Origin of the sequence: Blastococcus aurantiacus, from assembly GCF_900102425.1 — a bacterium.
GTDB classification, from domain to species: Bacteria; Actinomycetota; Actinomycetes; order Mycobacteriales; family Geodermatophilaceae; genus Blastococcus; species Blastococcus aurantiacus.
Window position 1 is genome coordinate 333,409 of sequence record NZ_FNBT01000003.1, and the last position, 22,214, is coordinate 355,622.

A 22,214-nucleotide genomic window follows, 5' to 3' on the forward strand; every position below is an offset into this window, starting at 1 on the left:
CCCCCCACGCCTCGCACGCTCGGCGCGGGTGCCTGCACCGGGGCCGTTCCATCAAGTAGCCAGGTCGTCCTCGGCGAGGAAGCTCCACGGCTCGCGGGCCGGCGTCGCGGCCTGGCCGGTGGGGCAGGCCGGCCGGAAGTCGCACCAGCCGCACTGCCTGCCGGGCACTGCCGGGAAGGCGACGTCGGGGTCCTGCCCGTCGTCCACGGCCTGCAGCGCCGCCCCGATGTCGATCGCGACGTCCTCGGCCCGGCGGGCGTGGTTGGCCAGCGACCGCTCGGTGTGCTCGAAGGAGGCCACCGTCCCGGTGGGCACGTGGTGCAGCTCCACCCGCGTGCAGGGACGGCGCAGCGTGCGGCGGACGGCGAGCACGTAGAGCGCCAGCGCCTGGGAGCCGCGGGCCTCGTCGTCGGTGCTGGGGTTGCGGCCGGTCTTGTAGTCGACGACCACCAGCTCCTCGCCGCGCTCGTCGATGCGGTCGACCCGGCCGGACAGCGTCATGCGCTCGGTGGTGGTGCTGACCGTGCGCTCCCGGGCGCGCGGCTCCACCTCGGGATCGAGGTCGGCGACGAAGTCGGTGAGCCAGCCGGCCGCACGGGCCCGCCAGCGGTCGGACTGCTCGTCGTCGCGGAAGCCGGCCGGGGTCCAGGCGGCGTACAGCAGCTGCCGCGCCGACGCGGGCGTCCGGCGCTCGACGGGCAGGTCGTACCACTGCGTGAGCACCTGGTGCAGCGCCGTCCCCACCGTGTGGTGGGCGAACCGCGGACCCCGCTGGGGGCTGGGCCGGTCGACGTTGGCGTACCGGTAGCGCCGCGGGCAGTCGGAGAAGTCGGCCAGCGACTTGGGCGAGGCCCTCAGCAGCCGCCGTGGCATGCCGGGCAGGACCGACTGCCCGGCGTCCGAGGGGTTGCGCATGGCGTCACGGTAACGAGGGAGGACGACGGTCCGCGGTCAGTCGCGGAAGGGCGCGGCACCGGTTCCGGCAGCGACCAGCGCCTCGAACTGCTCCGGGTCGGTGGTGCAGGCGCCGATGGGCGTCGTCTTGTTCGTGCCGTGGTAGTCGCTCGACCCCGTGGTGAGCAGCCCGAGGTCGGCGGCCAGCCCCTGCATGTGGGCCCGTTCGTCGTCGCTGTGGTCGGGGTGGTCGACCTCGAGGCCCAGCAGACCCGCCTCGGCCATCGCCGCGACCGCGGCGTCGTCGAGCACCCGGCCCCGCTTCGTGGCCAGGCCGTGCGCGAAGACGGGCACTCCCCCGGCGGCGCGGACCAGCGCGATGCCCTGCCGGACGTCGGTGTCGGCCTTGGTGACGTAGTAGGGGCTGCGGTGGTGCAGCAGCGTGGCGAACGCGGCGTCGACCGACTCGACCACCCCGGCGCGGACGAGGGCACGGGCGACGTGCGGCCGGCCCACGACACCACCGGCCGAGGCCTCGACGATCTCCGCCCACAGCACGGGATAGCCGTCGGCGGCCAGCGCGTCGACGATCCGCTCGCCCCGGCTGAGCCGCTCCGCCCGCAGCCGCGCCCGCTCGGCCGACAGCGCCGGGGAGTCCGGGTCGAACAGGTAGGCCAGCAGGTGGACGCTGATCGGCGGCTGGTCGTCCGGGAACCAGCGGCACGACAGCTCCATGCCCGGGACGACGGTCAGCCCGGCGGGGCGCGCGTCCCGCGCGGCCGCCCAGCCGTCGGTGGTGTCGTGGTCGGTGAGCGCGACGACGTCCAGCCCGGCGGCCCGCGCGGTCCGCATCAGCTCGGCGGGGGTCTCGGTGCCGTCGGACACCGAGGAGTGGGTGTGCAGGTCGATGCGCATCAGCGCCCAGCCTGCCGCACCCGGCGGCGGCCCGCCGGGCTCATGGCGCCGGCGGCAGCGGCGGGATGGGCGCGGTGTCCCGCTGCACCGGCGGGGGCGGAGGTGGTGGGTCGGGGTTGCCCTCGTCGTCCCCGCTGGCCGCGCCGCCCCAGTCCGCGCTGAACAGCAGGCCGCTGACCTCCTTGTAGACCTTCTTCGCATCCGGCATGAAGGTGATGTGCCGCAGCGCCTGGTCCTGCCCGGCGGACTCGAACCGGAAGCTGCCGTAGCCCAGGATCTGGCCGAAGAACGTCTCCTCCCAGGTCAGGTCGGTGATCCGGCGCAGGGGCAGCAGCGTGACGGTGCGGACGATGACGCCCGAGGTCAGCAGCACCCGCCGCCGCGTGACGATGAAGTGCCGCATCCACCACTCGCCGACGCGCAGCGCGTAGTAGACGAGGGCCCCCAGAACCACGACCAGGCCGACCACGCTGGTGACGGCGTTGTCGGGGTCGAGCAGGAACAGGAAGCCTCCGACGGCGAACACCGGCAGGAACTTCAGGGTGGGCTCGATCAGCACCGCCCAGTGCCGCCGGGTGGCCAGGACGACGTCCTCGCCGGGGAGGAGGTACTTGTCGGCGTCCTTGCCGGCGCGGGTCGGGAGGACCGGGGACGCGGTCATGCGGTGCTCAGGCGAGCGAGCCGACGAACTCGGACAGGGACGTCGCGGCGTCCCCGAGTGCCGTGCCGGCGGTGCGGACCATGTCCGCGGAGTCTTCGGGGTTCTGGATGACGTACCAGATCGCGAAGGCGACCACGAGCCAGGTGATGACCTTCTTCAGGTTCACCGTCACCTCCGAGGGTGCTCGAACGGGCAGGCCGGAGGGAGCACCGGCATGCGTGGGAAGACCCGCCCGGACGTGCGGCGGACGCGTTCGTCCCATGGGTAACACAGACCCCAGGGGTCACCCCCGCGACGCGCCGATCATGAACCGAGGCGAGCCGGTCCGTCACGGACCGGTCAGCTGCCGGGCAGCAGGTGCTCGCTCGGTGGGCCCAGCGGCAGGTCGGGGTAGATGCGTTCGCGCAGGTCCAGCAGCCGTGGCTCCTCGGCGAGCAGCCAGGCGGCGTTCATCGGCCAGGTCACCAGCCACAGCCAGACGCCGTATGCCTCCCCCACGAAGGCGGCGCGGTCGTCGGTGGTCGGGACCGCCCACAGCGGAGCGCGCTGGCCGGCCGCCTCGACGGCCACCGAGGAGGGGCCGGAGATGACGTCGCCCGGGTCGAGCCCGGGCAGACCGGCGTAGCCGCAGCCCACGCCGGTGCCGGGCTCCTCGGCGACGAGGACCAGTTCGGCCGAGCCGCCCAGGGGTGCGGGCCCGGCGGTGTCGACGACGATCGCGCGGGCGCCGGGCTCCCCACCCCACGCGAGTCCGGTCACCGCCCAGCCGGCGGGCATGGGGTCGGGCACCCAGGCCGGCACGCGGGCGTCGGCGGTGACGGCGGCGATGGCGTCGTGGGCGACCAGCACGGTGTGGTGCAGCGGCGTGACGGCGCCGTGCCGGTGGCACCAGGCCTGCGCCGCCGACCCGGGTCGCACCTGCAACGGCTCGCCGCATCGGGGGCAGACCGGCGAGACGCTCATCGGGCAATACCGTCCTGTGGCTTCACGGAATCGTCAAGCGCTGGGGTGGACGTGGGCCGGGAACGGCCCTGACGTGCGGCCCGTAGCGTGCCGGTCATGGCTGGCGAGCTCCCGGTGGTGCCGTGCGTGGGGGCGGTCCTGCTGGACGAGGCGGGCCGACTGCTGCTGATCCGGCGCGGCCACGCGCCGTCGGCCGGGCTGTGGTCGGTGCCCGGCGGGCGCGTGGAGCCGGGCGAGACGCTCGAGGACGCCGTCGTCCGGGAGGTGCGGGAGGAGACCGGCCTGCTCGTGCGGCCCGGCGCCGTGGCGGGGCGGCTGTCCATCCCCGGGGACGGCGTGGTCTACGACGTGACCGACTTCGTGTGCACCCTGGTCGGGCCGCCGGCCGAGCCGGTGGCGGGTGACGACGCCGCCGACGCGCTCTTCGCCGACGCCGTCACGCGGGCGGGGCTGGCCTGCACGCCGCGCCTGCTGGAGACGCTGCGGCAGTGGGGCGCGCTGCCGGCCTGAGGTCCTCCCCCGGCCGGCAGCGCCCTCGCCGGGCTCAGCCGCGGGGCTTGGGCTCCGGGCGGCCGGGCTGCTCGCCGCCACGGGCCTCGCCGTAGGAGCGCTTGGGCACCATGACCTTGCGGCGGAAGATGCAGACGATCGTGCCGTCCTGCTTGTAGCCGATGGTCTCGACGTAGACGACGCCACGGTCGTCCTTGGACTTCGACTCGGTCTTGTCGAGGACCGTGGTCTCGCCGTAGATGGTGTCGCCGTGGAACGTCGGCGCGACGTGGCGCAGCGACTCGACCTCGAGGTTGGCGATGGCCTTGCCGGAGACGTCGGCGACGCTCATGCCCAGCAGCAGCGAGTAGATGTAGTTGCCGACGACGACGTTCTTGCCGAAGTCGGTGGTGTTCTCCGCGTAGTTCACGTCCATGTGCAGCGGGTGGTGGTTCATCGTGATCAGGCAGAAGAGGTGGTCGTCGTACTCGGTGACGGTCTTCCCGGGCCAGTGCTTGTAGACCGCGCCGACCTCGAACTCTTCGTAGTACCGACCGAACTGCATCTGCTGGCTCCCGACGTCGACTCGCGTGCGGGCGCAGCGGATCGTGGCGGCGCAGGCCGACCGGGCACCCGGCCATCGGCTGCCCACCACGACCCGGTGGCCCGTCTGACGGGTCGTGATCCTACGGACGGCCCCTCGGCGCGCACGCCGAGTGCCCCGGACGGGCGACCGCGGTGGCCGGGGCCGACGTCGGCACCCCGGCCGCCGCAGCCGGGCCCTCAGAGCAGCGCGCCGATGCGTGCAGCCATGTCGGCCTCGTGCTGCTGGTAGGAGCCGGCGACGCCGGTGAGCAGGCCACCCATGCCGTTGAGGGCGTCGCTCACCCCCTGCGCGGAGCGACGCCACTGCTCGTACAGCTCGGTGAACTGCAGCGCGGCCTGGCTGTCCGTCCAGCCGTCGAGCACCGACGTGTTGATGTTGCCCGACAGGGTGGCGTGGCGCGCCGTGCTCTCCGCGGCCTCGGCGCGGCACTGCCCCGCCATGGACTGGAGCGTGGCGATGTCGACCTTCACGGGACCTCCTCCTCGACCCGGGACCGTCCCGGTGGGGGCGAACGGTAGGTCGGCGGGCACGGGGCGAGCGCCCGCTCGTCCACAGGGCGCACCGTCGTCCACAGGCGCGGCCGGAGGGGCGCCCCGGCCGTCCCCGGCCGGGGACGATGCGCCGGTGACTCCACCTCCGGCACCCGACGACCGGCCTGCACGCTCGTCCCGGGTCTGGACGCTCCGCGGTGACGAGGGCGTCGTCGACGTCGAGGTCACCGCGGGCGACGACCACCGTGTGGCCGACGTCCTGCCCCTCCTGCGCAGGACCCTCGGCGTGCCGGTCCCCGGGCTCTGGTCGGGGCCCGCGCGCCTGGCTGCCGACGCGCCGCTCAGCTCCGCCCCGCTGCGTCACGGCGCGCTCCTGGGCCTGGGGCCGCCGAAGGGGCCCTCGGCGACCGCCCGCGGGCCGCTCGAGCTGCAGGTGACGGGCGGGCCGGACGCGGGTCGCGCCCTCGCCCTGGACCGGGGGCCGCACGTCGTGGGGCGCGGGGACGGGTGCAGCGTGCAGATCCCGGACCCGGACATCTCCCGGAGACACCTCGAGATCCGTGTCGGCGAGGGGGCCGTGGAGGTCCGCGACCTCGGGTCGACCAACGGCAGCCTCCTCGACGACGCTCCGCTCGACGGCGTCTTCCGGCCGTGGCCGCCGGGGAGCCGGCTCCGGCTCGGCGCCACCTCCCTCGCGGTGAGCGGCACCGCGGACCCGCCGGCGGTGCTGGAGGCACAGGTCGGTGGGCGCACGGTGATCCGTCCCCTGCACCGGCTCAGGGTTCTCCACGAGGAGCGCGAGGTGTCCCTCCCCCGTCCCCCCGCGGAGGTCCCGCGGCGCCGCCTGGCCTGGGTCGCAGTGCTGCTGCCCGCGGTCGGGGGCGTCCTGCTGGCGTGGCTGCTGCGCACGCCGACGTTCCTGTTCTTCGCCCTCCTGAGCCCGCTGGTGGCGCTGGGCACGTGGGCATCCGACCGCTGGTCGGGGCGACGAAGCACCCGTCGGGAGCGGGCGGCCTACCGCGAGGACCTGGCCGCTGCCCGGGGACGCCTCGACGACGCCGTCCGCGAGGACGTCCTGGTGGCCGAGGGCGAGCACCCCGATCCGGCGACGGTCGCCGCAGCGGTACGCCGCCGCTCCGCCCAGGTGTGGAGCCGCGGGTCCACCGGCACGGACCCGCTCGTGATCCGCCTCGGCACCGGCCCGGGGGCGGTACGGGTCACCCGCCGCGAGGAGGGCGGCCGGCCGGAGCGGGAAGTGGCCGAACACGTGCCCGTGTGCGTCGACCTGACCGCCGCCGGAGGTCTGGCCATGGTCGGGCCGCGCGCCCAGGCGCTCGGAGCGATGCGCGCCGTCCTCGCCCAGCTCACCGCACTGCATCCCCCGGACGCCCTGGGACTGGTCCTGCTCACCAGCCGCGACCGTGTCGCCGACTGGACGTGGGCCCGGTGGCTCCCCCATCTGCCCGCCGGTGCCGCGCACGCGGAGGCCGAGCCGTCCACGTCGTCCCCCGGGGCGGAGAGGTCCCTGCGGACGATCCTCGCCGGGGTGGACCCCGACCGGACCGCATCCGCGCCCCGGGCGGTGGTCGTGGTGGACCGGCAGGTCGACGGGCGGACGGCCGCCCTGCTCCGCGTCGCCCGCGATGTGGGTGTCCTGGTGCTCACGACCGCGGAGCGGCCAGGCGAGCTACCGGTCGCCGTCGACGCCTCGCTCACCCTCGCCGGGGAGACTGCGAGCACCGGACTCCTCGCCCAGGACCGCGCCCCCGACCGGACCGCCGTGCTCGTCGACCGCATCTCCGCCGAGGTGGCGAGCGAACTGGCGCGCGACCTGGCGGACCTCGTACCGGCGAGCTCGGGTGCCGCGCTGCCGAGGGAGGTCCGCCTGCTGGAGCTGCCGGACTGTGCGATCCCGGACCCCGCGGACGCCGCGGCCGGCCGCTGGTCCGACGCCCGGAACGCGCTGCGCACGACCCTGGGCCGCTCGGCGGACGGACCGGTGGTCGTCGACCTGTGCCGGGACGGTCCGCACGCCCTGGTCGCCGGCACGACCGGATCGGGCAAGTCCGAGCTGCTGCAGTCGCTGATCGCCGGCCTGGCGCTGAACCACCCGCCGGACCGCTGCTCGTTCCTGCTCGTCGACTACAAGGGCGGCGCCGCTTTCGCCGACGCGGCCGGCCTGCCGCACACGGTCGGGATGCTCACCGATCTGGACGGCTCGACCACCGCACGGGCGCTGCGGTCGCTGTCCGCGGAGCTGTCCAGTCGCGAGGCGCTCCTCGCCGCGCACGGCGTCTCCGATCTCGCGGCGCTGCCCGCGACGGTCGCGCTGGCCCGGCTGGTCATCGTCGTCGACGAGTTCGCCACGCTGGCCGAGGAGCTCCCGGGCTTCGTGCCCGGGCTGGTCGGGATCGCCCAGCGCGGTCGCTCACTGGGCATCCACCTCGTCCTCGCCACGCAGCGTCCCGGTGGTGTGGTCTCCCCCGAGATCCGTGCCAACTGCACCCTGCGCATCTGCCTCCGCACGACCGACGAGGCCGACTCCCGCGATGTCGTGGGGACACCTGCCGCGGCACACCTGCCCGTGCACGCCCCCGGGCGCGCGCTCCTGCGCCGCGGCAGCGGGGAGCCGCGCACCTTCCAGGCGGCCCGCGTCGCGGTCCCCGTCCCCAGCGCCCCGGAAGGGCCCGAGGTCCGACTCTGGGTGTGGCCGGGCGGCAACCGACCCGGACGGCGGGCCGCCACGGGAGCCACCGACCTCTCCCGGCTGGTCGACGCCCTGTCCCGCTCGGCGGAGGCACGCGGTACCGCCGCGCCCCACCGCCCCTGGCAGCCGCCTCTGCCCGACATCGTCCGGCAGGCCGACCTCGACGCCACCGCGCCCGGACCGGCAGCGGAGCAGGCAGGTGCCCGCCTCCGGATCGGCCTCGTGGACCGGCCCGACCGGCAGGCCCAGGAACCGCTGGAGCTGGATCTCACCGCCGGTGGGGGCGTCCTGGCCGTGGGCGGTCCACGGAGCGGGCGCACGACGCTGCTGCGCTCGGTGCTGCGCTCGGCGACCGCCCGGCTCGGGCCCGGGGAGCTGCACGTCCACGTGCTCGAGACCGCGGGCGGTGCGCTCTGCGCCGAGGCCGCGGCGCTGCCGCACGCGGGCACCACGATCAGCGGCGCCGACGCGTTCCGCACCGTGCGCCTGCTCGACCGCCTGAACCGGGAGGTGGACGCCCGCCGCACCGCACCGCCGGGGAGCTCGGCACCCCTCGTACTGGTGCTGGTCGACGGCGTCGAGGCCGCCGGCGCACTGCTCGACGAGGCCGAGCCGGGGCGGGGGTCGGACGGGCTGCTGCGGCTGGTCCGCGACGGCGCAGCCGTTGGGGTCACGTGCGTGCTGACCGCCGATCGGGCGCTGCCGGGCGGACGCCTGGCGGCCGCGGCGCGGATGCGCCTGCTGCTGCCGCTCCCCGACCGGGCCGACTACGCCGTCGCGGGCGTGACTGCCCGAGCCGTTCCCACCCACCGACCGCCCGGCCGCGCCCTGCTCGGCGAGGACGCGCTCGAGTGCCAGCTGGCACTGCCCCCGTCGACTGCACCACGGACCGTCGACCGGCCCGGCACGGCAGCGTCGGCGGCGCCCCTGTGCATCGCCGACCTCCCGGCCGATCCGGTCCTGCCGCCGGACGTCTCCGTGCCGGACGAGCCCTCCGGCAGGGGATGCTGGTTGGCGGTCGGACCGGGCGGCGACGACGGTGCCCTGCTGGGCGTCGACCTCCACCGCACCGGTGGCCTCCTGGTCATCGGCCCGCCGCGCAGCGGGCGGACGACGGCGCTGGAGTCGTTCGCCCGCCGCCTGGCCGCCTCGGGCGGCGAAGTCGCCCGGTTGTCACCACCGCACGCCGCACCGGAGGGCGACGCGTCGCAGCGGTGGCTGGACGCGACCGATCCGGAAGCGGTGCTCGCCTGGGCGGAAGGTCTGCGGGGCCGGCGCGGCATCCTGCTGGCCGACGACCTGGGGCCCTCCGCGGAGTACTCCGGCATCGCCGCCCTGCCGCGGACCGGGATAGTGCTGCTGGCGGCCGGGAGCTCCGGGCAGCTGACCGGCCATTACCAGGGACCGGTGGCGGCCCTCCGCCGAGCGCGGACCGGCCTGCTGCTCCGCCCCGGGCCCGCCGATGCCGAGACCGTCGGGATCCGGCTGCCCCGGCTGCCCGTGGCCGCGCGGCCAGGCAGCGGCTGGCTGGTCACCGACGGCGCCGCCCAGCGTGTGCAGGTCGCGCGGACGCCGCCCGATCCCGCGCCGGGGCGGTGACAGGCCTCAGAGCAGCTCGAGCGCGGGGCCCAGTTCCTGCGTCGCGTACCAGGCGAGCTCGTGACCCTCGGCCTGGTCGACGACGAACTGGGCGTCCTCGCTGCCGAGGTCGGCCTCCAGGACCACGTTGACCGCGGCCCGCACGTCCTCCTCCGCCTCGCTGCCGTCGATGTGGGCGCTGGCGACGTCCCGCATCCGGACGTCGGCGCGGACGCGCACCGCGCCTCGCTCCACGTGCGGGTCGTCCATCACGTCGACCTGGTCGTCCGGCACGTCGGCCGCCAGGACGACCCGCCGTCGGACGGCCATGGGATCCACGTCGAGCAACCGGAGGCTGGCGCGCGCCGCCGTCAGCAGCGCGGCGTACTCCAGCTCCTCGAGGTCGGCCGAGGGATCGCTGCGTCCGTAGAACTCGCGCAGCTGCGGAGTGACGGCGAACGCCGTGTGCGGCCCGGTCAGCAGGCCCTCGTCCAGCAGCGTCCGCAGCACGGACGTGGTGGCCGGCAGGTACACGCGCACGCCGGTTGCCTCCTGTCGTAGATGGAACGACGACGGTATCCCGCACGGCGCCGTCGCCCCTCACGGACCGGTCAGCCCGCCGCCTCCAGCAGCTCGGCCACCTGCTGGTCGACCATGTCGGCGAGCACGTCGACGTCTCCCACGCTGTCCCGGTCGGCGTTGAAGCCGAAGAACACCGTGCCGTTGTAGCTGGTCATGCCGATGGACAATCCCTGCCCCTGCGCCAGCGGCACGACGGGGAACACCTCCTGCATCCGCCCGCCCGCCGCGTACAGCGGCACCTGCGGCCCCGGCACGTTGGTGATCACCAGGTTGAACATCCGCCGCGACAGCCCCCGCGCCGCCCGCGCTCCCAGCGCGTGCAGGGTGGACGGCGCGAACCCGGTCAGGGCGATGAGGCTGTCCGCGGTCACGGAGCGGCCGGGACCGCCGATGCCCCGCATCGCGTAGCCGAGCCGTGCCAGCCGGACCCGGGGGTTGGGCTCCCCCACCGGCAGGTCGACGAGGTGCGAGGTGACGCGACTGCCCGACCCCGCCTCGTCGTCCTGCAGCGAGACCGGCACGAGCGCGCGCACCGTCGTCCCGGCCACCACCGGCTCACCCCGGGACAGCAGCCACTCCCGCAACGCCCCGGTCAGCACCGCGAGCAGGACGTCGTTGACGGTGCCGCCGTGCACCGACCGGATCCGCTTGAGGTCGTCGAGCTGCGCCCGTGCCACAGCCACCCGCCGCTGCCGGCCGACCGGTCCGTTGAGAGGGGTGCGCGGGGCCGGGAGGACCGTCGACCGCACCGCGCGGAGCAGCCCACCCGCGACGCCCCCGATGCGCACCGCGGCCGAGCGGAGGTCGGTCGCGGCGGCGTGCCGCACGGCCACGAGCGAGGAGGGCCGCCGGAGGTACTCGTCCAGCGCCTGCAGGACCAGCTCCGCGCCACTCGGCGTCCGGGCGGGCTGCCACTCCACGCGCTCGGGTGGCGCCGCCTCCGGGTCGAGGTCGAGGAGCACCTGCCCGATGTCGATCGCGCTGAGCCCGTCGACCAGTGCCGGGTGCGTCTTGGTCATGACCGCCACCCGCCCACCGCTCAGGCCCTCGATGAGGTAGGCCTCCCACAGCGGCCGGTTGCGGTCCAGCGGCCGGGACGCGAGCCGCGACACCAGGTCGAGCAGCTGCGCCTCGGTGCCCGGCCGCGGCAGCCGGGAACGCCGCAGGTGCAGGGCGAGGTCGAAGTCACGGTCGTCGACCCACACCGGATCGGCGAGGTGGCCGGGGACCTCGGCGACCCGCTGCCGGTAGCGGGGCACCAGCGCGAGCCGGGCCTCCACCAGGGCCGCCAGCGCGTCCAGGCCGCCGGGCGGTGCGTCCAGGATCAGCAGCCCGCCCACGTGCATGGGCGTCGCCGGCTCCTCCAGGTACAGGAACGAGGCGTCCAACGGGCTCAGCCGCTCGACCATCGGGCTCCTCACGGGTCGGGGGCGGGAGCTCACGCTACGTCGGACCACCTGGTCACCGACACCGCACCGGTCAGCCGGCCCGGCGGATCCTCCGCAGGCCGCGCCGCTGCGGCGCCGGCTCCGGAACCTGCGAGAGGACGGAGGCCATGCTCCGCAGCCCGGCACGCAGTGCTGATCCCGGGGCCACCTCGGCCAGCGTGCGCCCGGCAGCCAGGGCCGCGTCGGTCGCCCGGCGGTCGGCAGGGAGGAAGAAGGCGATGTCCCGGCCGGAGAACCGCTCCATCGCCGCGGCGATCTCCCGCCTCGGGTCGCCGGCGACCGGACCCCGGCGGACCTGGTTGACCACCAGCACCGGCGACACGTCGGGCAGCACCTCCCGCAGGTCGTCGAGCGCCCGCACGCTGCGCTGCAGCGCCACGGGATCCGCACCGCTGACGCACACCACGGTGTCGGCCGCCTCCAGCACGGCCAGCGTCGCCCCGTTGCGGCGAGGTGCCGCCGTGTCGAAGGAGAGCTCCTCGTCGTCCTCGAGGTTGAAGGCGCAGTCCACGACCGTCAGCTCCGCCAGCCGTCGGGCCTCCTCGAGCACCGTGGTCACGGCCCCGGGGCGCAGCTCGGGCCACCGGTCCGCCCGCGCCAGTCCGGTGAGCACGCGCAGCTGTGGACGCACCGCCCAGGCCAGCCGGACCAGGGACGCCGCGTCCAGGGTGCCTGTTCCGGCCTGCCGGGCCGCCCCGGCCAAGCCCGGGGAGTCGTCGAGCAACCCCAGCACCTGGGCGATGACGCCGCCGTAGACGTCGGCGTCGACCAGCAGAGTGGAGACGCCCAGTCGGGCGGCCTCGTCGGCGACACCCACCGCCACCGTGGTCCGCCCGGGGGCACCCGTCGGCCCCCAGACGGCGACGAGCCGGCCACGGCCGACGGGACGTTCCGCCTCGGGCGCCGGAAGACCGAGGGCCGGCAGCGCGGCCTGCGTGTCGGCGATGTCCCGGGGCGCTGCGGGCGCACCGGCCACCGCCTCCCGGAGTGCCTGGGCGATGACCTCCGCGTCGGAGTCGGCGGGGAGCACGTGGAGCACGCCCAGCTGGCGGAGCCGTTCCGCGGCCCGCTCGTCACCCGGCTCCACCAGCCCGACGACCGCGACGCCGGCCGCGGTCAGCCGGGCCACCGCGTCGCCGTCCAGCCGACGCAGCTCTGCCGAGAGCAGCGCGGCCTGGCCCGTCCCCGTCGCGGCGGCGGCCAGCAGGTCCGAGACGTCCACGCACCGCCGCACCACGGTGACGCCGTGGTCGGACCGGTCGAGCGCCCCGACCAGCGCGGACTCCCACGCGGCGCCGGTGACCGCCGTGAAGACCTGGACCGCCATCAGTCGGTCGGCCCCGCCGACGGAGCCGTGCGGGACGAGCCGGTCGACGCGCGCCCCGACGATCCTGCGGCCGGCGCGCTCCCGGCCTCCTCGGAGCCGGACTCCACCGAGTCGTGCACCACGACGACCAGCGGACGGCCACCGATGGCGGCGAGCACCGCAGCCGCCTCGTCCCTCGGCACCGACACGACGACCTGGACGGTCGTCGTCGGCGTCGAGAGGACGCCGTCGGTCCGGCCGGAGAGCGCCTGCACCGGGGCTCGTTCGACCACCGCGGTGACGGTGCCCCCGGTCGTCCTCGTGGCGCCCACGGCCGGATCGGCCACCGCGTAGACGTCGACCAGACCGCCACGTCGGAGCCCCGGCGGCACGAACCCCGCCTGGACCGGCAGGGCCACCTGGACCAGGTCCGCCGGTTCATCCAGCGCGGATCCCGGGATGAGCTCGCCGGTTCGGACGGCGCGCGCGAGCGTGCGGCCCTCGGGTCGCGTCGCGGTGGACAGGTAGGCCTCCGCCGTGTCGTCCAGGCGCACGTCGACGGCGACGAGGTCGTCCGCGTCGAGCTCCGTGCCGGCGGCCAGGTCTCCCGAGGCGGCCCAGACCGGCACCGTGGCATCCGCCGCACCGACCACCCGCGCGCCGAGCAGGACCGAACCGAGGACGAGCAGGACGCCGAGCAGGAGCCGGAGGTCCAGCCACCGCGGAGGACGGACCCGGCGCGGCGCCGGGCCCGGCGGGAGCGCGGCCGCGGGCGGCGGAGCAGGACGGACGGCGGTCACAGCGTGCTCACCTCTTCTGCGCGTCGATCCTCGCGACGCGGCGCGTCGCCCGTTGTCGACGCGTCATGACGGCATTCGGGTGCAGATGATGCGTCATGGATGCATTGGCCCGCTCGCGCCATCCACACGTTCGGGTGTGGACAGCCCCTCGGGGTCACCGGTGCGACTGACAGACTGGCGGCACCGGATGGAGAGGAACCCATGCCCACGCCCCGCTTCCTGACGCTGGACGACGTCGCCGAGATCCTCAACGTCTCGTGGTCGCAGGCCTACGCGCTGGTTCGCCGCAAGGAGCTCATCGCGATCCAGATCGGTGGCCGCGGTCAGTGGCGGGTCGAGGTCGACGAGCTCGAGCGCTTCATCCAGCAGAAGTACGCCGAGGCCCGCGGCACCACGGTCCCGGCCGAGAGCGCGGACGCGGACTAGCCGCTCCCCACTCCGCCGCGCGCCGGACGACGCTCAGCCGAGTCCCGGCTGGGCCGTCCGGACCACCGCCACGGCGTCGACGAGCACCGTCCGGACGCCCTGGACCGCGCCCGCACGGCGGTGCAGGTCGGCCGGGTGCTCCGCCAGTTCGAGGTAGTCCGCCCCCACCCGGTCGATCGTCCCGTGCAGGGCGGTGCCTTCGTCGAGGACGACCTGGACGGTCGCCCGGTCACGGGCGAGGCCGCGCAGGGCGCGGCGCAGGTCAAGCCGGCCCGCCACCGTTCCCGTGTCCTCCACCACGGCGGTGCGCCGCCCCAGCCCTGTGACCGCCCGGACCGCCGCCGTCGCGACGAGGAGCTCCCGCCCGGCGTCGTCGAGGAGCAGCCAGTCGCTGCCCACCTCGCTCAGCGACCCTGACACCTGACCGGCGCCCCTGCAGAGCAGGACGACCGGCGAGCCCACCGCCCCGCCGAGCCGGTCGACGAAGCGCAGGCTCCCGAGTTCGTGCCTCGCCCGGGACGACGTCTCCGCCCGCTCGGCCGCCTCCTGCTCGGCGTCGAACCGGGCCTCCAGGTCGGCGAACAGCTGCTGCCAGCGCACCTCTACCACCTCCATCGTCAGCGTAGATGCATGCTTTGACTTGCGTTTGCGTGCATTTGATTGCTTCCATGTTCACTGACCAAGCGAAGGGAGTGGCCACATGTCCGTGCGCCGACTGCTGAGCACGACCGCGGCCATGGGCGCGACGGCGTGGGCGCTGGCGCTGCTGACGCCGTCGATCGCCGACATGACGGGTGCCCTGATGAGCGCTCAGCGCACGGCGGACTCCGCCGGGGCCGAGGCGCTGGTGCTCGCCGGTGCCGGCCTCCTCGCCTGGGGCGTCTGGGCCTGGGGGGCGCTCGGCCTCCTGCTCACCGCCGCGTCCGCCCTCCCCGGAGTACTCGGGCACGCCGCGGACGCGCTCACCGGGGTGGTCCTCCCCTACGGGGCCCGACGCGGCGCCGCCCTGGCGCTCGGCATCGGACTGGGCGTCGCCGGCCCGCTCGCGGGCACCGCCCTCGTTGTCGTCTCCGCACCCCCCGCCGCGGCCGGCGCGACGACGGCGCCGGTTCCGGACTGGCCCGGGGCCGTGGCGCTGCCCGACTGGCCGTCGGACACCGCCCCCGCGCCCGCAACGATGCAGCCTCCGGGCCCCGCGCCGTCGGACGTCCCCGCGCTACCCGACTGGCCGGCCCCGCCGGCGGTGGGCGAGCACGTCGTCGTGCGTGGCGACTGCCTCTGGGACATCGCCGCCGCACGCCTGTCCCGCCAGCTCGGCCGGACCGCCTCGACGCCCGAGGTCGCCCGGGCCACCTCCGCCTGGTGGGCCGCCAACGCCGCGGTCATCGGGCCCGACCCCGACGTCCTCCTCCCCGGCCAGGTGCTCCGACCACCGCCCGCGTGACTCCCACCGCCCTCCCCGACCGACGTCGACCCACGGAGATCCCATGACCGCGCCCGTCCACCCGACCGCCACCCCCGCGGCGCCCCCCGCCGCCACCTCCGAGCCCGCAGCCACCCGGCCCCGCACGGGCGCGCCCGCCCTCCGACTGGTCCGCGTCGCCACGCCGCAGCCCCCGCTGCAGGACGAGCGGCCCCCGTTGCGGCTGGTGCTCCCCGGCGTCGCCGTACCGAGGCCGCCGCACCGGCCAGGCCCCCGCCCCCGCCTCGTCGGCCCCGCGCGCCGGGAGGAGGAGTTCGGTCCTGCGTGGACGACGCGGGCCGACCTCCCCGACGCCGGGGTCGCCGGCCGGCGTGTGGTCACGCTGGCGCTCGAGGTCCTCGCCGGACGACGTCCGGTCGGCCAGCTGCAGGCCCTCACGTCACCGGGGGTCTTCGCCGCCGTGGCGGGCGGGCGCCGGCCCCGGTGGTGCGCGGAGGGGACCGCGCCGCTGCTCGTGGGCCCTCTGCACGTGTGCGAGCCCGTGGACGGCGTGGCCGAGGTCAGCGCTGTCGCTCGCCGCGGCGGGCGGGCGCACGCGGTGGCCGCCCGCCTCGAGGGCATCGACGGCCGGTGGCGCTGCACTGCCCTGCAGATCGGCTGAGGTCGGCCCGGAACGACGAACGCCCCGCCGACCGGGTGGTCGGCGGGGCGTCGTCGCTCAGCTGATCAGCTGCCGGCAGCGCCGTGGCACTGCTTGTACTTCTTGCCCGAGCCGCAGGGGCAGGGCGCGTTGCGCGGGGTCTCCTTGGTGCCGCTCACCGTCGCCGTCTTGGCGGCCTTGGCCCGGCCGGCGTCCTTCGGTGAGGCGTCGAGGCTCGGAGCGGAGTAGGTCAGGTTCTCCGGCGGGCGCACCTCGTCCAGCCCCTTGACCGACAGCTCCGGCCCGGTGCCGGACGGGGACGGCATCTGCACGGCGGGAGCCGCCGTCGCGACGGCCGGCTGCGCCTTGCGTGCCGTGCCCGACCGCCGGGCCGTCGGCGCGGCGGCAGGAGCAGTGCCGGCGTGCGTGTGCCCGGCGTGGGCGGCCTCCGCAGCGGCGGCCTTGGCCTTGGCCTCCGCGGCCTGGCGGGCCAGCACCCGCGCCGTCCCTTCCTGCGCGGCGGCGAGGGCCTTGGCCTCGGCCTCGTCCTGCTTGGCCTTGGCCTCGGCGTCCTGCTCGGCCTTGGTCTTGACCTCGAGGTTGAACAGGAAGCCGACCGACTCCTCCTTGATGCCGTCGAGCATCGCGGTGAACATGTCGTAGCCCTCGCGCTGGTACTCCACGACCGGGTCGCGGTTGGCCATCGCGCGCAGGTGGATGCCGGCCCGCAGATAGTCCATCTCGTAGAGGTGCTCGCGCCACTTGCGGTCCATGACCGAGAGCAGCACGCGCCGCTCCAGCTCGCGCATGACCTCGGCGCCCAGGCCGGCCTCGCGCGCCTCGTAGGCGCGGTGCACGTCCTCGAGCAGCTCGGTCTTGAGCGCCTCCGCCGAGATCTCGGCCTGCTCGCCACCGCCCAGCCGCTCGACGACGTCCTCGATCGTGACGCCCACCGGGTACAGCGCCTTGAGGCCGGTCCACAGCTGCTCGAGGTCCCAGTCCTCGGCGTAACCGGTCTCGGTCGCGCCGTCGACGTAGGCGGCGACGACGTCGTCCACCATCGCCCGCAGCTGCTCGTGCAGGTCGGCGCCCTCGAGCACCTTGCGCCGCTCCTCGTAGATGACGGTGCGCTGCCGGTTGAGCACCTCGTCGTACTTGAGGACGTCCTTGCGGACCTCGAAGTTCTGCTGCTCGACCTGGGTCTGCGCGGACTTGATCGCCCGGCTGACCATCTTCGACTCGATCGGCTGGTCGTCGGGCACCCGGAGGGTGTTCATCATCGACTCGAGCATCGGGCCGTTGAAGCGGCGCATCAGGTCGTCGCCCAGGGAGAGGTAGAACCGCGACTCCCCCGGGTCGCCCTGACGGCCGGAGCGGCCGCGGAGCTGGTTGTCGATGCGACGGCTCTCGTGCCGCTCGGTGCCCAGCACGTAGAGACCGCCGGCCTCCACGACCTGCTCGTGCTCGGCCTTCACCTGCGCCTGGGCGGACTCGAGCGCGGCGTCCCAGGCCGCCTCGTACTCCTCCGGCGTCTCGGCCGGGGACAGCCCGCGGGCGCGCAGCGCCTCGTCGGCGATGAACTCGGCGTTTCCACCGAGCTGGATGTCGGTGCCTCGGCCGGCCATGTTGGTGGCGACGGTGACCGCACCCGGACGCCCGGCCATCGCGATGATGGCGGCCTCACGGGCGTGGTTCTTCGCGTTCAGGACCTCGTGCGGGATGCCCCGCTTGAGCAGGAACTTCGCCAGCACCTCGGACTTCTCGACGCTCGCGGTGCCGACGAGGACGGGCTGGCCGTTCTCGTGCCGGTCGGCGATGTCGTCGACGACGGCGTCGAACTTCGCCGTCTCGGTCTTGTAGATGACGTCGGCGCGGTCCTCGCGGACCATCGGCCGGTTCGTCGGGATCGGGACGACGCCCAGCTTGTAGGTCTGGTTCAGCTCGGCGGCCTCGGTCTGGGCCGTACCGGTCATCCCGGAGAGCTTCTCGTAGAGCCGGAAGTAGTTCTGGAGGGTGATCGTGGCGAGCGTCTGGTTCTCGTCCTTGATCTTCACCTTCTCCTTGGCCTCGATGGCCTGGTGCATGCCCTCGTTGTAGCGGCGCCCGGAGAGCACGCGACCGGTGAACTCGTCGACGATGAGGACCTCGCCGTTGGTGACGATGTACTGCTGGTCCTTCTTGAACAGCTCCTTGGCCTTGAGCGCGTTGTTCAGGTAGCCGATCAGCGGGGTGTTGACCGCCTCGTAGAGGTTGTCGATGCCGAGCTGGTCCTCGACGAACTCCACGCCCTCCTCGGTGACGGCGACCGTGCGCTTGGCCTCCTCCACCTCGTAGTGGACGTCGCGCTTCATCATCGGCACGATGCGGGCGAACTCCCCGTACCACTTGGCGCTGGTCTCGGCCGGGCCGCTGATGATCAGCGGGGTGCGGGCCTCGTCGATGAGGATCGAGTCGACCTCGTCGACGATGGCGAAGTGGTGGCCGCGCTGAACCAGGTCGGCCTTGCTCCACGCCATGTTGTCGCGCAGGTAGTCGAAGCCGAACTCGTTGTTCGTGCCGTAGGTGATGTCGTGCGCGTACTTCTCGCGGCGGGTCGCCGGCGCCTGGCCCGACACGATCGTGCCGACCGTCAGGCCCAGGAACCGGTGCACCCGGCCCATCCAGTCGGCGTCGCGGGAGGCGAGGTAGTCGTTGGTGGTGACCACGTGCACGCCCTTGCCGGTCAGGGCGTTGAGGTAGGCCGGCAGCACGCCGGTGAGGGTCTTCCCCTCACCGGTCTTCATCTCGGCGATGTTGCCGAGGTGCAGCGCCGCACCGCCCATGAGCTGCACGCGGAAGTGCCGCTGGCCCAGCGTGCGGGTGGCCGCCTCGCGGACCACGGCGAACGCCTCGGGCAGCAGCGCGTCGAGAGACTCTCCGTCGGCGTGCCGCTCCTTGAACTCATCGGTCTTCGCGCGCAGCTCGGCGTCGCTCAGGTCGACGTAGTCGTCGGCCAGGTACTCGACCGCGTCCGCGATCTTGGAGAGTCGTCGGACCTGCTTGCCCTCGCCGGCGCGGAGGATCTTCTGGAACACCACGACCCCAGCGTAGGCGGCCCACCTGGGAACGCGGCCCGTCCGCGGTCCGAACCGCCCGCTCCATGTGGACGGCGGAGCCTCTAGCCTCCCGCGGGTGTCCAGGAATCCCGCAGACCTCGCCCCTGCCACGCTCGAGTTCCTCACCGAACGGCACCTGGCGACGCTGACCACGCTGCGCGCCGACGGCAGCCCGCACGTCGTCCCGGTCGGGGTCACCTTCGACGCCGCCACCTCCACCGCGCGGGTCATCACCTCGGGCACCTCGGCGAAGGCGCGGCACGTCCGCGACGGACGGGCCCGGGTCGCCGTCTGCCAGGTCGACGGCGCCCGCTGGCTGACCCTGGAGGGCACGGCGGTCGTGAAGGACGACGCGGCGTCGGTGGCCGACGCCGTCGAGCGCTACGCGCAGCGGTACCGCCAGCCGCGCGTGAACCCGGCCCGCGTGGTCATCGAGATATCGGTCGACCGGGTACTGGGCAACGCCTGACACTGCCCCGGTGGACCTCTCCCTCGTCGACCTGCCCACCGAGGTCGTGCGCACCGAACGGCTCGTGCTGCGCCCCTACCGGCCCGACGACGTCGACGCCGTGCACCGCGCCTGCCAGGACCCAGATATCCAGCGCTGGCTGCGGGTGCCCTCGCCCTACACGGAGGCCGACGCCGCCCAGTTCGTCACGGAGACCACCGTGCAGGCGCGCGCCGGGGGCCAGGGGCTGCTCACCGCGGTGGAGGCCGACGGGGAGTTCGTCGGGTCCGCAGGCCTGCACTTCACGCCCGGCGCTCTCGGGCCCGGCGTCGGCTACTGGATCGCCCCCTGGGGGCGGGGCCGCGGCTACGCGGCCGAGGCGGCGCACGCGCTGGCCGAGTGGGGTCTGGGGCTGGGCGCTCCCCGGGTGCACCTGCTGGCCGACGTCGGCAACGCCGCCTCGCAGGCCGCCGCGGTCCGGGCCGGGTTCGTGCGCGAGGGCGTCCTGCGCTCCGCCCTGGACTACCGGGACGGCAGCCGCGGGGACGCCGTGGTCTTCTCGCGGCTTCCGGAGGACTGACCCGGTGGACCTCTCGCTGGTCGACCTCCCCAGCGTGGTCGTGCGCACCGACCGGCTCGTGCTGCGCCCGTACCGCCCCGAGGACGTCGACCCGGTGCACCGCGCCTGCCAGGACCCCGACATCCAGCGGTGGCGGCGATCGATGCCGTCGCCCTACACCGAGGCCGACGCGATCCGGTTCGTCACCGGGACCACCGTGCAGGCACGCGCCGAGGGCGAGGGGCTGCTCGCCGCGATGGAGGCCGACGGTGAGTTCGTGGGGCGGCCGGCCTGCACGTCACGCCCGGCGTCCTCGGTCCGGGCGTCGGCTACTGGACGGCGCCCTGGGCGCGCGGGCGGGGCTACGCCGCCGAGGCGGCACGCGCCCTCGCCGAGTGGGGTCTGGCGCTGGGGGCTCCCCGCGTGAACCTGATGACCGACGTCGGCAACACCGCCTCGCAGGCGGTGGCGGTGCGGGCGGGGTTCGTCCGCGAGGCCGTGGTGCGCTCGTGCCTGGAGTACCGGGACGGCAGCCGCGGGGATGCGGTGCTGTTCTCGCGGCTGCCGGAGGACTGACCATCGAGACGATCATCGTCCGCGTGCACGGTGCTGCGGCAGGTCGTGCCGCGTCCCACGCACGCGGACGATGATCAACTGCCCGGGTGGGCGTCAGACGGTGGCGGCGGCCTGGGGTTCGGCCATGTGCGCGGGCGCGGCGCCGTCCTGGGACACCGGCGCCAGCCGGATGAGCCCGTAGTCGTAGGCGTGCCGGCGGTAGACGACCGTGGGCTGGCCGGTGTCGGCGCACTGGAACAGGTAGAAGTCGTGGCCGACCAGCTCCATCTCGTGGAGGGCCTGGTCGACGTGCATCGGCGTGGCCGGGTGGTGCTTCTCGCGGACGATCTGGCCGGGCAGGTGCTCGTCCAGATCGGTCACCAGCGGCCCCTCGGCCCCGTCCGGTTGCGGCGCCGGTGCGGCGGCGACGTCGTCGGTGCCGAGGACGACGTTGTCGGCCATCCGCACGCTCGCCGGCGTGCGGCGACCGTGGTGGACGCGACGGCGGTCGGCGGCGCGGCGCAGGTTGTTCTCCAGCTTGGCCGTGGCGAGGTCGAGCGCGGCGTAGAAGTCCGGGCCGGACGCCTCGGCGCGTACCACCGGTCCCTTGCCGCGGAGCGTGATCTCCACGCGCTGGCAGTGGGCGGACTGGCGTGGGTTCTTCTCGTGCTGGAGCTCCACGTCGATCCGGAGGATCTTCAGCTTCCCGTCGAACCGATCGGTGGACCCGACCTTGTCCTCGACGTGCTGTCGGTAGTGCTCGGGAACTTCGACATTGCGACCACGTACGACGATCTCCATGAGACCTCCCGGTGAACTTCCGGCGTTGGGTCACTTCGACGCTAGTCCCTCCGCCACCGTCCCGACAGTCGATCAGCGCCGTCGCCGGGGGGGCCGCCCGACGGGTGCGGAGAGCCTGCGGACCGCCCCCGCGAGGGCGTCCGGGGAGTGGCCGCGACGACGGCGCCGAGCACCGGCGGACCGCCCGGGTGCGCCAGTGCGGCCAGCACCGACGCCGCCTCCGTCAGCGTCGCGCCGCTGGTCACGACGTCGTCGACGAGGACCAGCAGCGCCTCGCCGGCGTCGGCGCCCGCGGCCGGCGCGAACGTGCCGGCGAGGTTCGCCCGCCGCTGCCCCGCGGACAGCTCGGCGGAGTCGCGCACCCGGCCGTGCCGGCGCAGGAGCCGGCGCTGCGACGCGGGAAGCCCCGCCGCGCGCAGCTCGCCCACCGCGTGCGCAGCCAGCTCCCGCACGTGGTCCCGTCCCCGGGTCCGGAGCGCGGCCGCCGAGCTGGGCACCGGGACCAGCAGCACCTCCGCCGGCGGCCCGGGGACGGCGGAGACGACGGCGGCCACGGCCAGGGCAAGCGCCGTCCCCAGGGGACGGGCGAGCTCCGCGCGGCCGCGCTCCTTGAACGCGAGCACGGCAGGCCGCACCGGCCCGTCGTAGGTGCCGGCGGCCACCGTGGGTGGGAAGCCCTCCGGGAAGCGGCGCGGGGTGGCCAGGTGCGGGCGGGCGAGCAGCGCGGCGCAGCGGCGGCAGAGCAGGTGCCCGGGCAGCCCGCAGCCGGCGCAGGTGCGCGGCAGCACCAGGTCGGCCAGCGCGGACCACGCGGAACCGCCCACCC

At 74.9% G+C, this 22,214-nt stretch carries 22 protein-coding genes and 1 pseudogene; 8 read left to right on the forward strand and 15 right to left on the reverse strand.

The window, feature by feature from the left end; all coding sequences use genetic code 11:
* Positions 1 to 51: 51 nt before the first annotated feature.
* From BLS70_RS08255 to BLS70_RS08270, 5 genes are all read right to left on the reverse strand, one after another.
* Positions 52 to 915 (reverse strand): RecB family exonuclease, encoded by an 864-nt coding sequence (locus BLS70_RS08255; protein ID WP_255362326.1) that lies wholly within the window; start codon positions 913 to 915, stop codon positions 52 to 54.
* A 36-nt stretch (positions 916 to 951) separates the two neighbouring features.
* A complete protein-coding gene (locus BLS70_RS08260; protein ID WP_091765661.1) occupies positions 952 to 1,809 on the reverse strand; it encodes a PHP domain-containing protein in 858 nt (285 codons plus the stop codon).
* Between the two features lie 40 nt (positions 1,810 to 1,849).
* Positions 1,850 to 2,470 (reverse strand): PH domain-containing protein, encoded by a 621-nt coding sequence (locus tag BLS70_RS08265; RefSeq protein ID WP_091765664.1) that lies wholly within the window; start codon positions 2,468 to 2,470, stop codon positions 1,850 to 1,852.
* A 7-nt stretch (positions 2,471 to 2,477) separates the two neighbouring features.
* Entirely contained in the window at positions 2,478 to 2,642 is a 165-nt protein-coding gene (locus BLS70_RS20745) for a hypothetical protein (RefSeq protein WP_158544775.1), read from the reverse strand.
* Between the two features lie 167 nt (positions 2,643 to 2,809).
* Positions 2,810 to 3,433, reverse strand: a complete 624-nt coding sequence (locus BLS70_RS08270) for a DUF6758 family protein (RefSeq protein ID WP_091765667.1) — start codon at positions 3,431 to 3,433, stop codon at positions 2,810 to 2,812.
* 96 nt (positions 3,434 to 3,529) lie between these two features.
* On the opposite strand from BLS70_RS08270, the gene BLS70_RS08275 reads away from it, so the two are divergent.
* Positions 3,530 to 3,943, forward strand: a complete 414-nt coding sequence (locus BLS70_RS08275) for an NUDIX hydrolase (protein WP_091766061.1) — start codon at positions 3,530 to 3,532, stop codon at positions 3,941 to 3,943.
* 34 nt (positions 3,944 to 3,977) lie between these two features.
* Here BLS70_RS08275 and BLS70_RS08280 read toward each other — a convergent pair whose 3' ends face one another.
* Together BLS70_RS08280 and BLS70_RS08285 are read right to left on the reverse strand one after the other, a co-directional pair.
* Positions 3,978 to 4,487 carry a MaoC family dehydratase gene (locus BLS70_RS08280; protein ID WP_091766064.1) on the reverse strand — a complete coding sequence of 170 codons (510 nt, stop codon included), beginning with the start codon at positions 4,485 to 4,487 and terminating at the stop codon, positions 3,978 to 3,980.
* A gap of 218 nt (positions 4,488 to 4,705) precedes the next feature.
* Entirely contained in the window at positions 4,706 to 4,999 is a 294-nt protein-coding gene (locus BLS70_RS08285) for a WXG100 family type VII secretion target (protein WP_091766067.1), read from the reverse strand.
* A gap of 154 nt (positions 5,000 to 5,153) precedes the next feature.
* Here BLS70_RS08285 and BLS70_RS08290 point away from each other — a divergent pair, with 154 nt between their 5' ends.
* Positions 5,154 to 9,326 carry a type VII secretion EssC family protein gene (locus BLS70_RS08290; protein WP_176946333.1) on the forward strand — a complete coding sequence of 1,391 codons (4,173 nt, stop codon included), beginning with the start codon at positions 5,154 to 5,156 and terminating at the stop codon, positions 9,324 to 9,326.
* A gap of 6 nt (positions 9,327 to 9,332) precedes the next feature.
* On the opposite strand, the gene BLS70_RS08295 is transcribed toward BLS70_RS08290, so the two are convergent.
* From BLS70_RS08295 to BLS70_RS08310, 4 genes are all read right to left on the reverse strand, one after another.
* Positions 9,333 to 9,845, reverse strand: coding sequence for a DUF6912 family protein (locus tag BLS70_RS08295; RefSeq protein ID WP_091765673.1), 513 nt, complete (start codon positions 9,843 to 9,845; stop codon positions 9,333 to 9,335).
* 71 nt (positions 9,846 to 9,916) lie between these two features.
* Positions 9,917 to 11,296: a WS/DGAT/MGAT family O-acyltransferase gene (locus tag BLS70_RS08300; RefSeq protein ID WP_091765676.1), complete on the reverse strand. Its 1,380-nt coding sequence runs from the start codon at positions 11,294 to 11,296 to the stop codon at positions 9,917 to 9,919.
* 70 nt (positions 11,297 to 11,366) lie between these two features.
* Positions 11,367 to 12,662 (reverse strand): CpaE/TadZ family protein, encoded by a 1,296-nt coding sequence (locus BLS70_RS08305; protein WP_091765679.1) that lies wholly within the window; start codon positions 12,660 to 12,662, stop codon positions 11,367 to 11,369.
* On the reverse strand, positions 12,662 to 13,441 hold the full coding sequence (locus BLS70_RS08310) for an SAF domain-containing protein (protein WP_091765682.1): 780 nt from the start codon (positions 13,439 to 13,441) through the stop codon (positions 12,662 to 12,664). The genes BLS70_RS08305 and BLS70_RS08310 overlap by 1 nt, the downstream gene beginning before the upstream one ends.
* 201 nt (positions 13,442 to 13,642) lie before the next feature.
* Here BLS70_RS08310 and BLS70_RS08315 point away from each other — a divergent pair, with 201 nt between their 5' ends.
* Positions 13,643 to 13,867 carry a helix-turn-helix domain-containing protein gene (locus tag BLS70_RS08315; RefSeq protein WP_091765685.1) on the forward strand — a complete coding sequence of 75 codons (225 nt, stop codon included), beginning with the start codon at positions 13,643 to 13,645 and terminating at the stop codon, positions 13,865 to 13,867.
* 33 nt (positions 13,868 to 13,900) lie between these two features.
* Here BLS70_RS08315 and BLS70_RS08320 read toward each other — a convergent pair whose 3' ends face one another.
* The gene (locus BLS70_RS08320; protein ID WP_255362327.1) at positions 13,901 to 14,482 is read right to left on the reverse strand and encodes a hypothetical protein; all 582 of its coding nucleotides are present in this window, start codon (positions 14,480 to 14,482) and stop codon (positions 13,901 to 13,903) included.
* Between the two features lie 85 nt (positions 14,483 to 14,567).
* Here BLS70_RS08320 and BLS70_RS08325 point away from each other — a divergent pair, with 85 nt between their 5' ends.
* Both BLS70_RS08325 and BLS70_RS08330 read left to right on the forward strand, forming a co-directional pair.
* Positions 14,568 to 15,311, forward strand: a complete 744-nt coding sequence (locus tag BLS70_RS08325) for a LysM peptidoglycan-binding domain-containing protein (RefSeq protein WP_091765692.1) — start codon at positions 14,568 to 14,570, stop codon at positions 15,309 to 15,311.
* A gap of 43 nt (positions 15,312 to 15,354) precedes the next feature.
* The gene (locus tag BLS70_RS08330; RefSeq protein WP_255362328.1) at positions 15,355 to 15,951 is read left to right on the forward strand and encodes an Rv3235 family protein; all 597 of its coding nucleotides are present in this window, start codon (positions 15,355 to 15,357) and stop codon (positions 15,949 to 15,951) included.
* A gap of 65 nt (positions 15,952 to 16,016) precedes the next feature.
* Here BLS70_RS08330 and secA read toward each other — a convergent pair whose 3' ends face one another.
* Positions 16,017 to 19,007, reverse strand: a complete 2,991-nt coding sequence (secA, locus tag BLS70_RS08335; RefSeq protein WP_091765695.1) for a preprotein translocase subunit SecA — start codon at positions 19,005 to 19,007, stop codon at positions 16,017 to 16,019.
* A gap of 94 nt (positions 19,008 to 19,101) precedes the next feature.
* Between secA and BLS70_RS08340 the strand changes: the two genes are divergently transcribed.
* The 3 genes and pseudogenes from BLS70_RS08340 to BLS70_RS21265 all read left to right on the forward strand — a co-directional run bounded on the left by BLS70_RS08340 (position 19,102) and on the right by BLS70_RS21265 (position 20,608).
* Positions 19,102 to 19,494: a PPOX class F420-dependent oxidoreductase gene (locus BLS70_RS08340; protein ID WP_091765698.1), complete on the forward strand. Its 393-nt coding sequence runs from the start codon at positions 19,102 to 19,104 to the stop codon at positions 19,492 to 19,494.
* Positions 19,495 to 19,504: 10 nt separating this feature from the next.
* Positions 19,505 to 20,053, forward strand: coding sequence for a GNAT family N-acetyltransferase (locus tag BLS70_RS08345; protein WP_091765701.1), 549 nt, complete (start codon positions 19,505 to 19,507; stop codon positions 20,051 to 20,053).
* A 94-nt stretch (positions 20,054 to 20,147) separates the two neighbouring features.
* Positions 20,148 to 20,608: pseudogene (locus tag BLS70_RS21265) on the forward strand (GNAT family N-acetyltransferase).
* A 93-nt stretch (positions 20,609 to 20,701) separates the two neighbouring features.
* On the opposite strand, the gene hpf reads toward BLS70_RS21265, so the two are convergent.
* Positions 20,702 to 21,388: a ribosome hibernation-promoting factor, HPF/YfiA family gene (gene hpf / locus BLS70_RS08360; RefSeq protein WP_091765707.1), complete on the reverse strand. Its 687-nt coding sequence runs from the start codon at positions 21,386 to 21,388 to the stop codon at positions 20,702 to 20,704.
* A gap of 41 nt (positions 21,389 to 21,429) precedes the next feature.
* Complete coding sequence (locus BLS70_RS08365; protein ID WP_255362329.1) at positions 21,430 to 22,212, reverse strand: ComF family protein; 783 nt, start codon at positions 22,210 to 22,212, stop codon at positions 21,430 to 21,432.
* Positions 22,213 to 22,214: the final 2 nt, after the last annotated feature.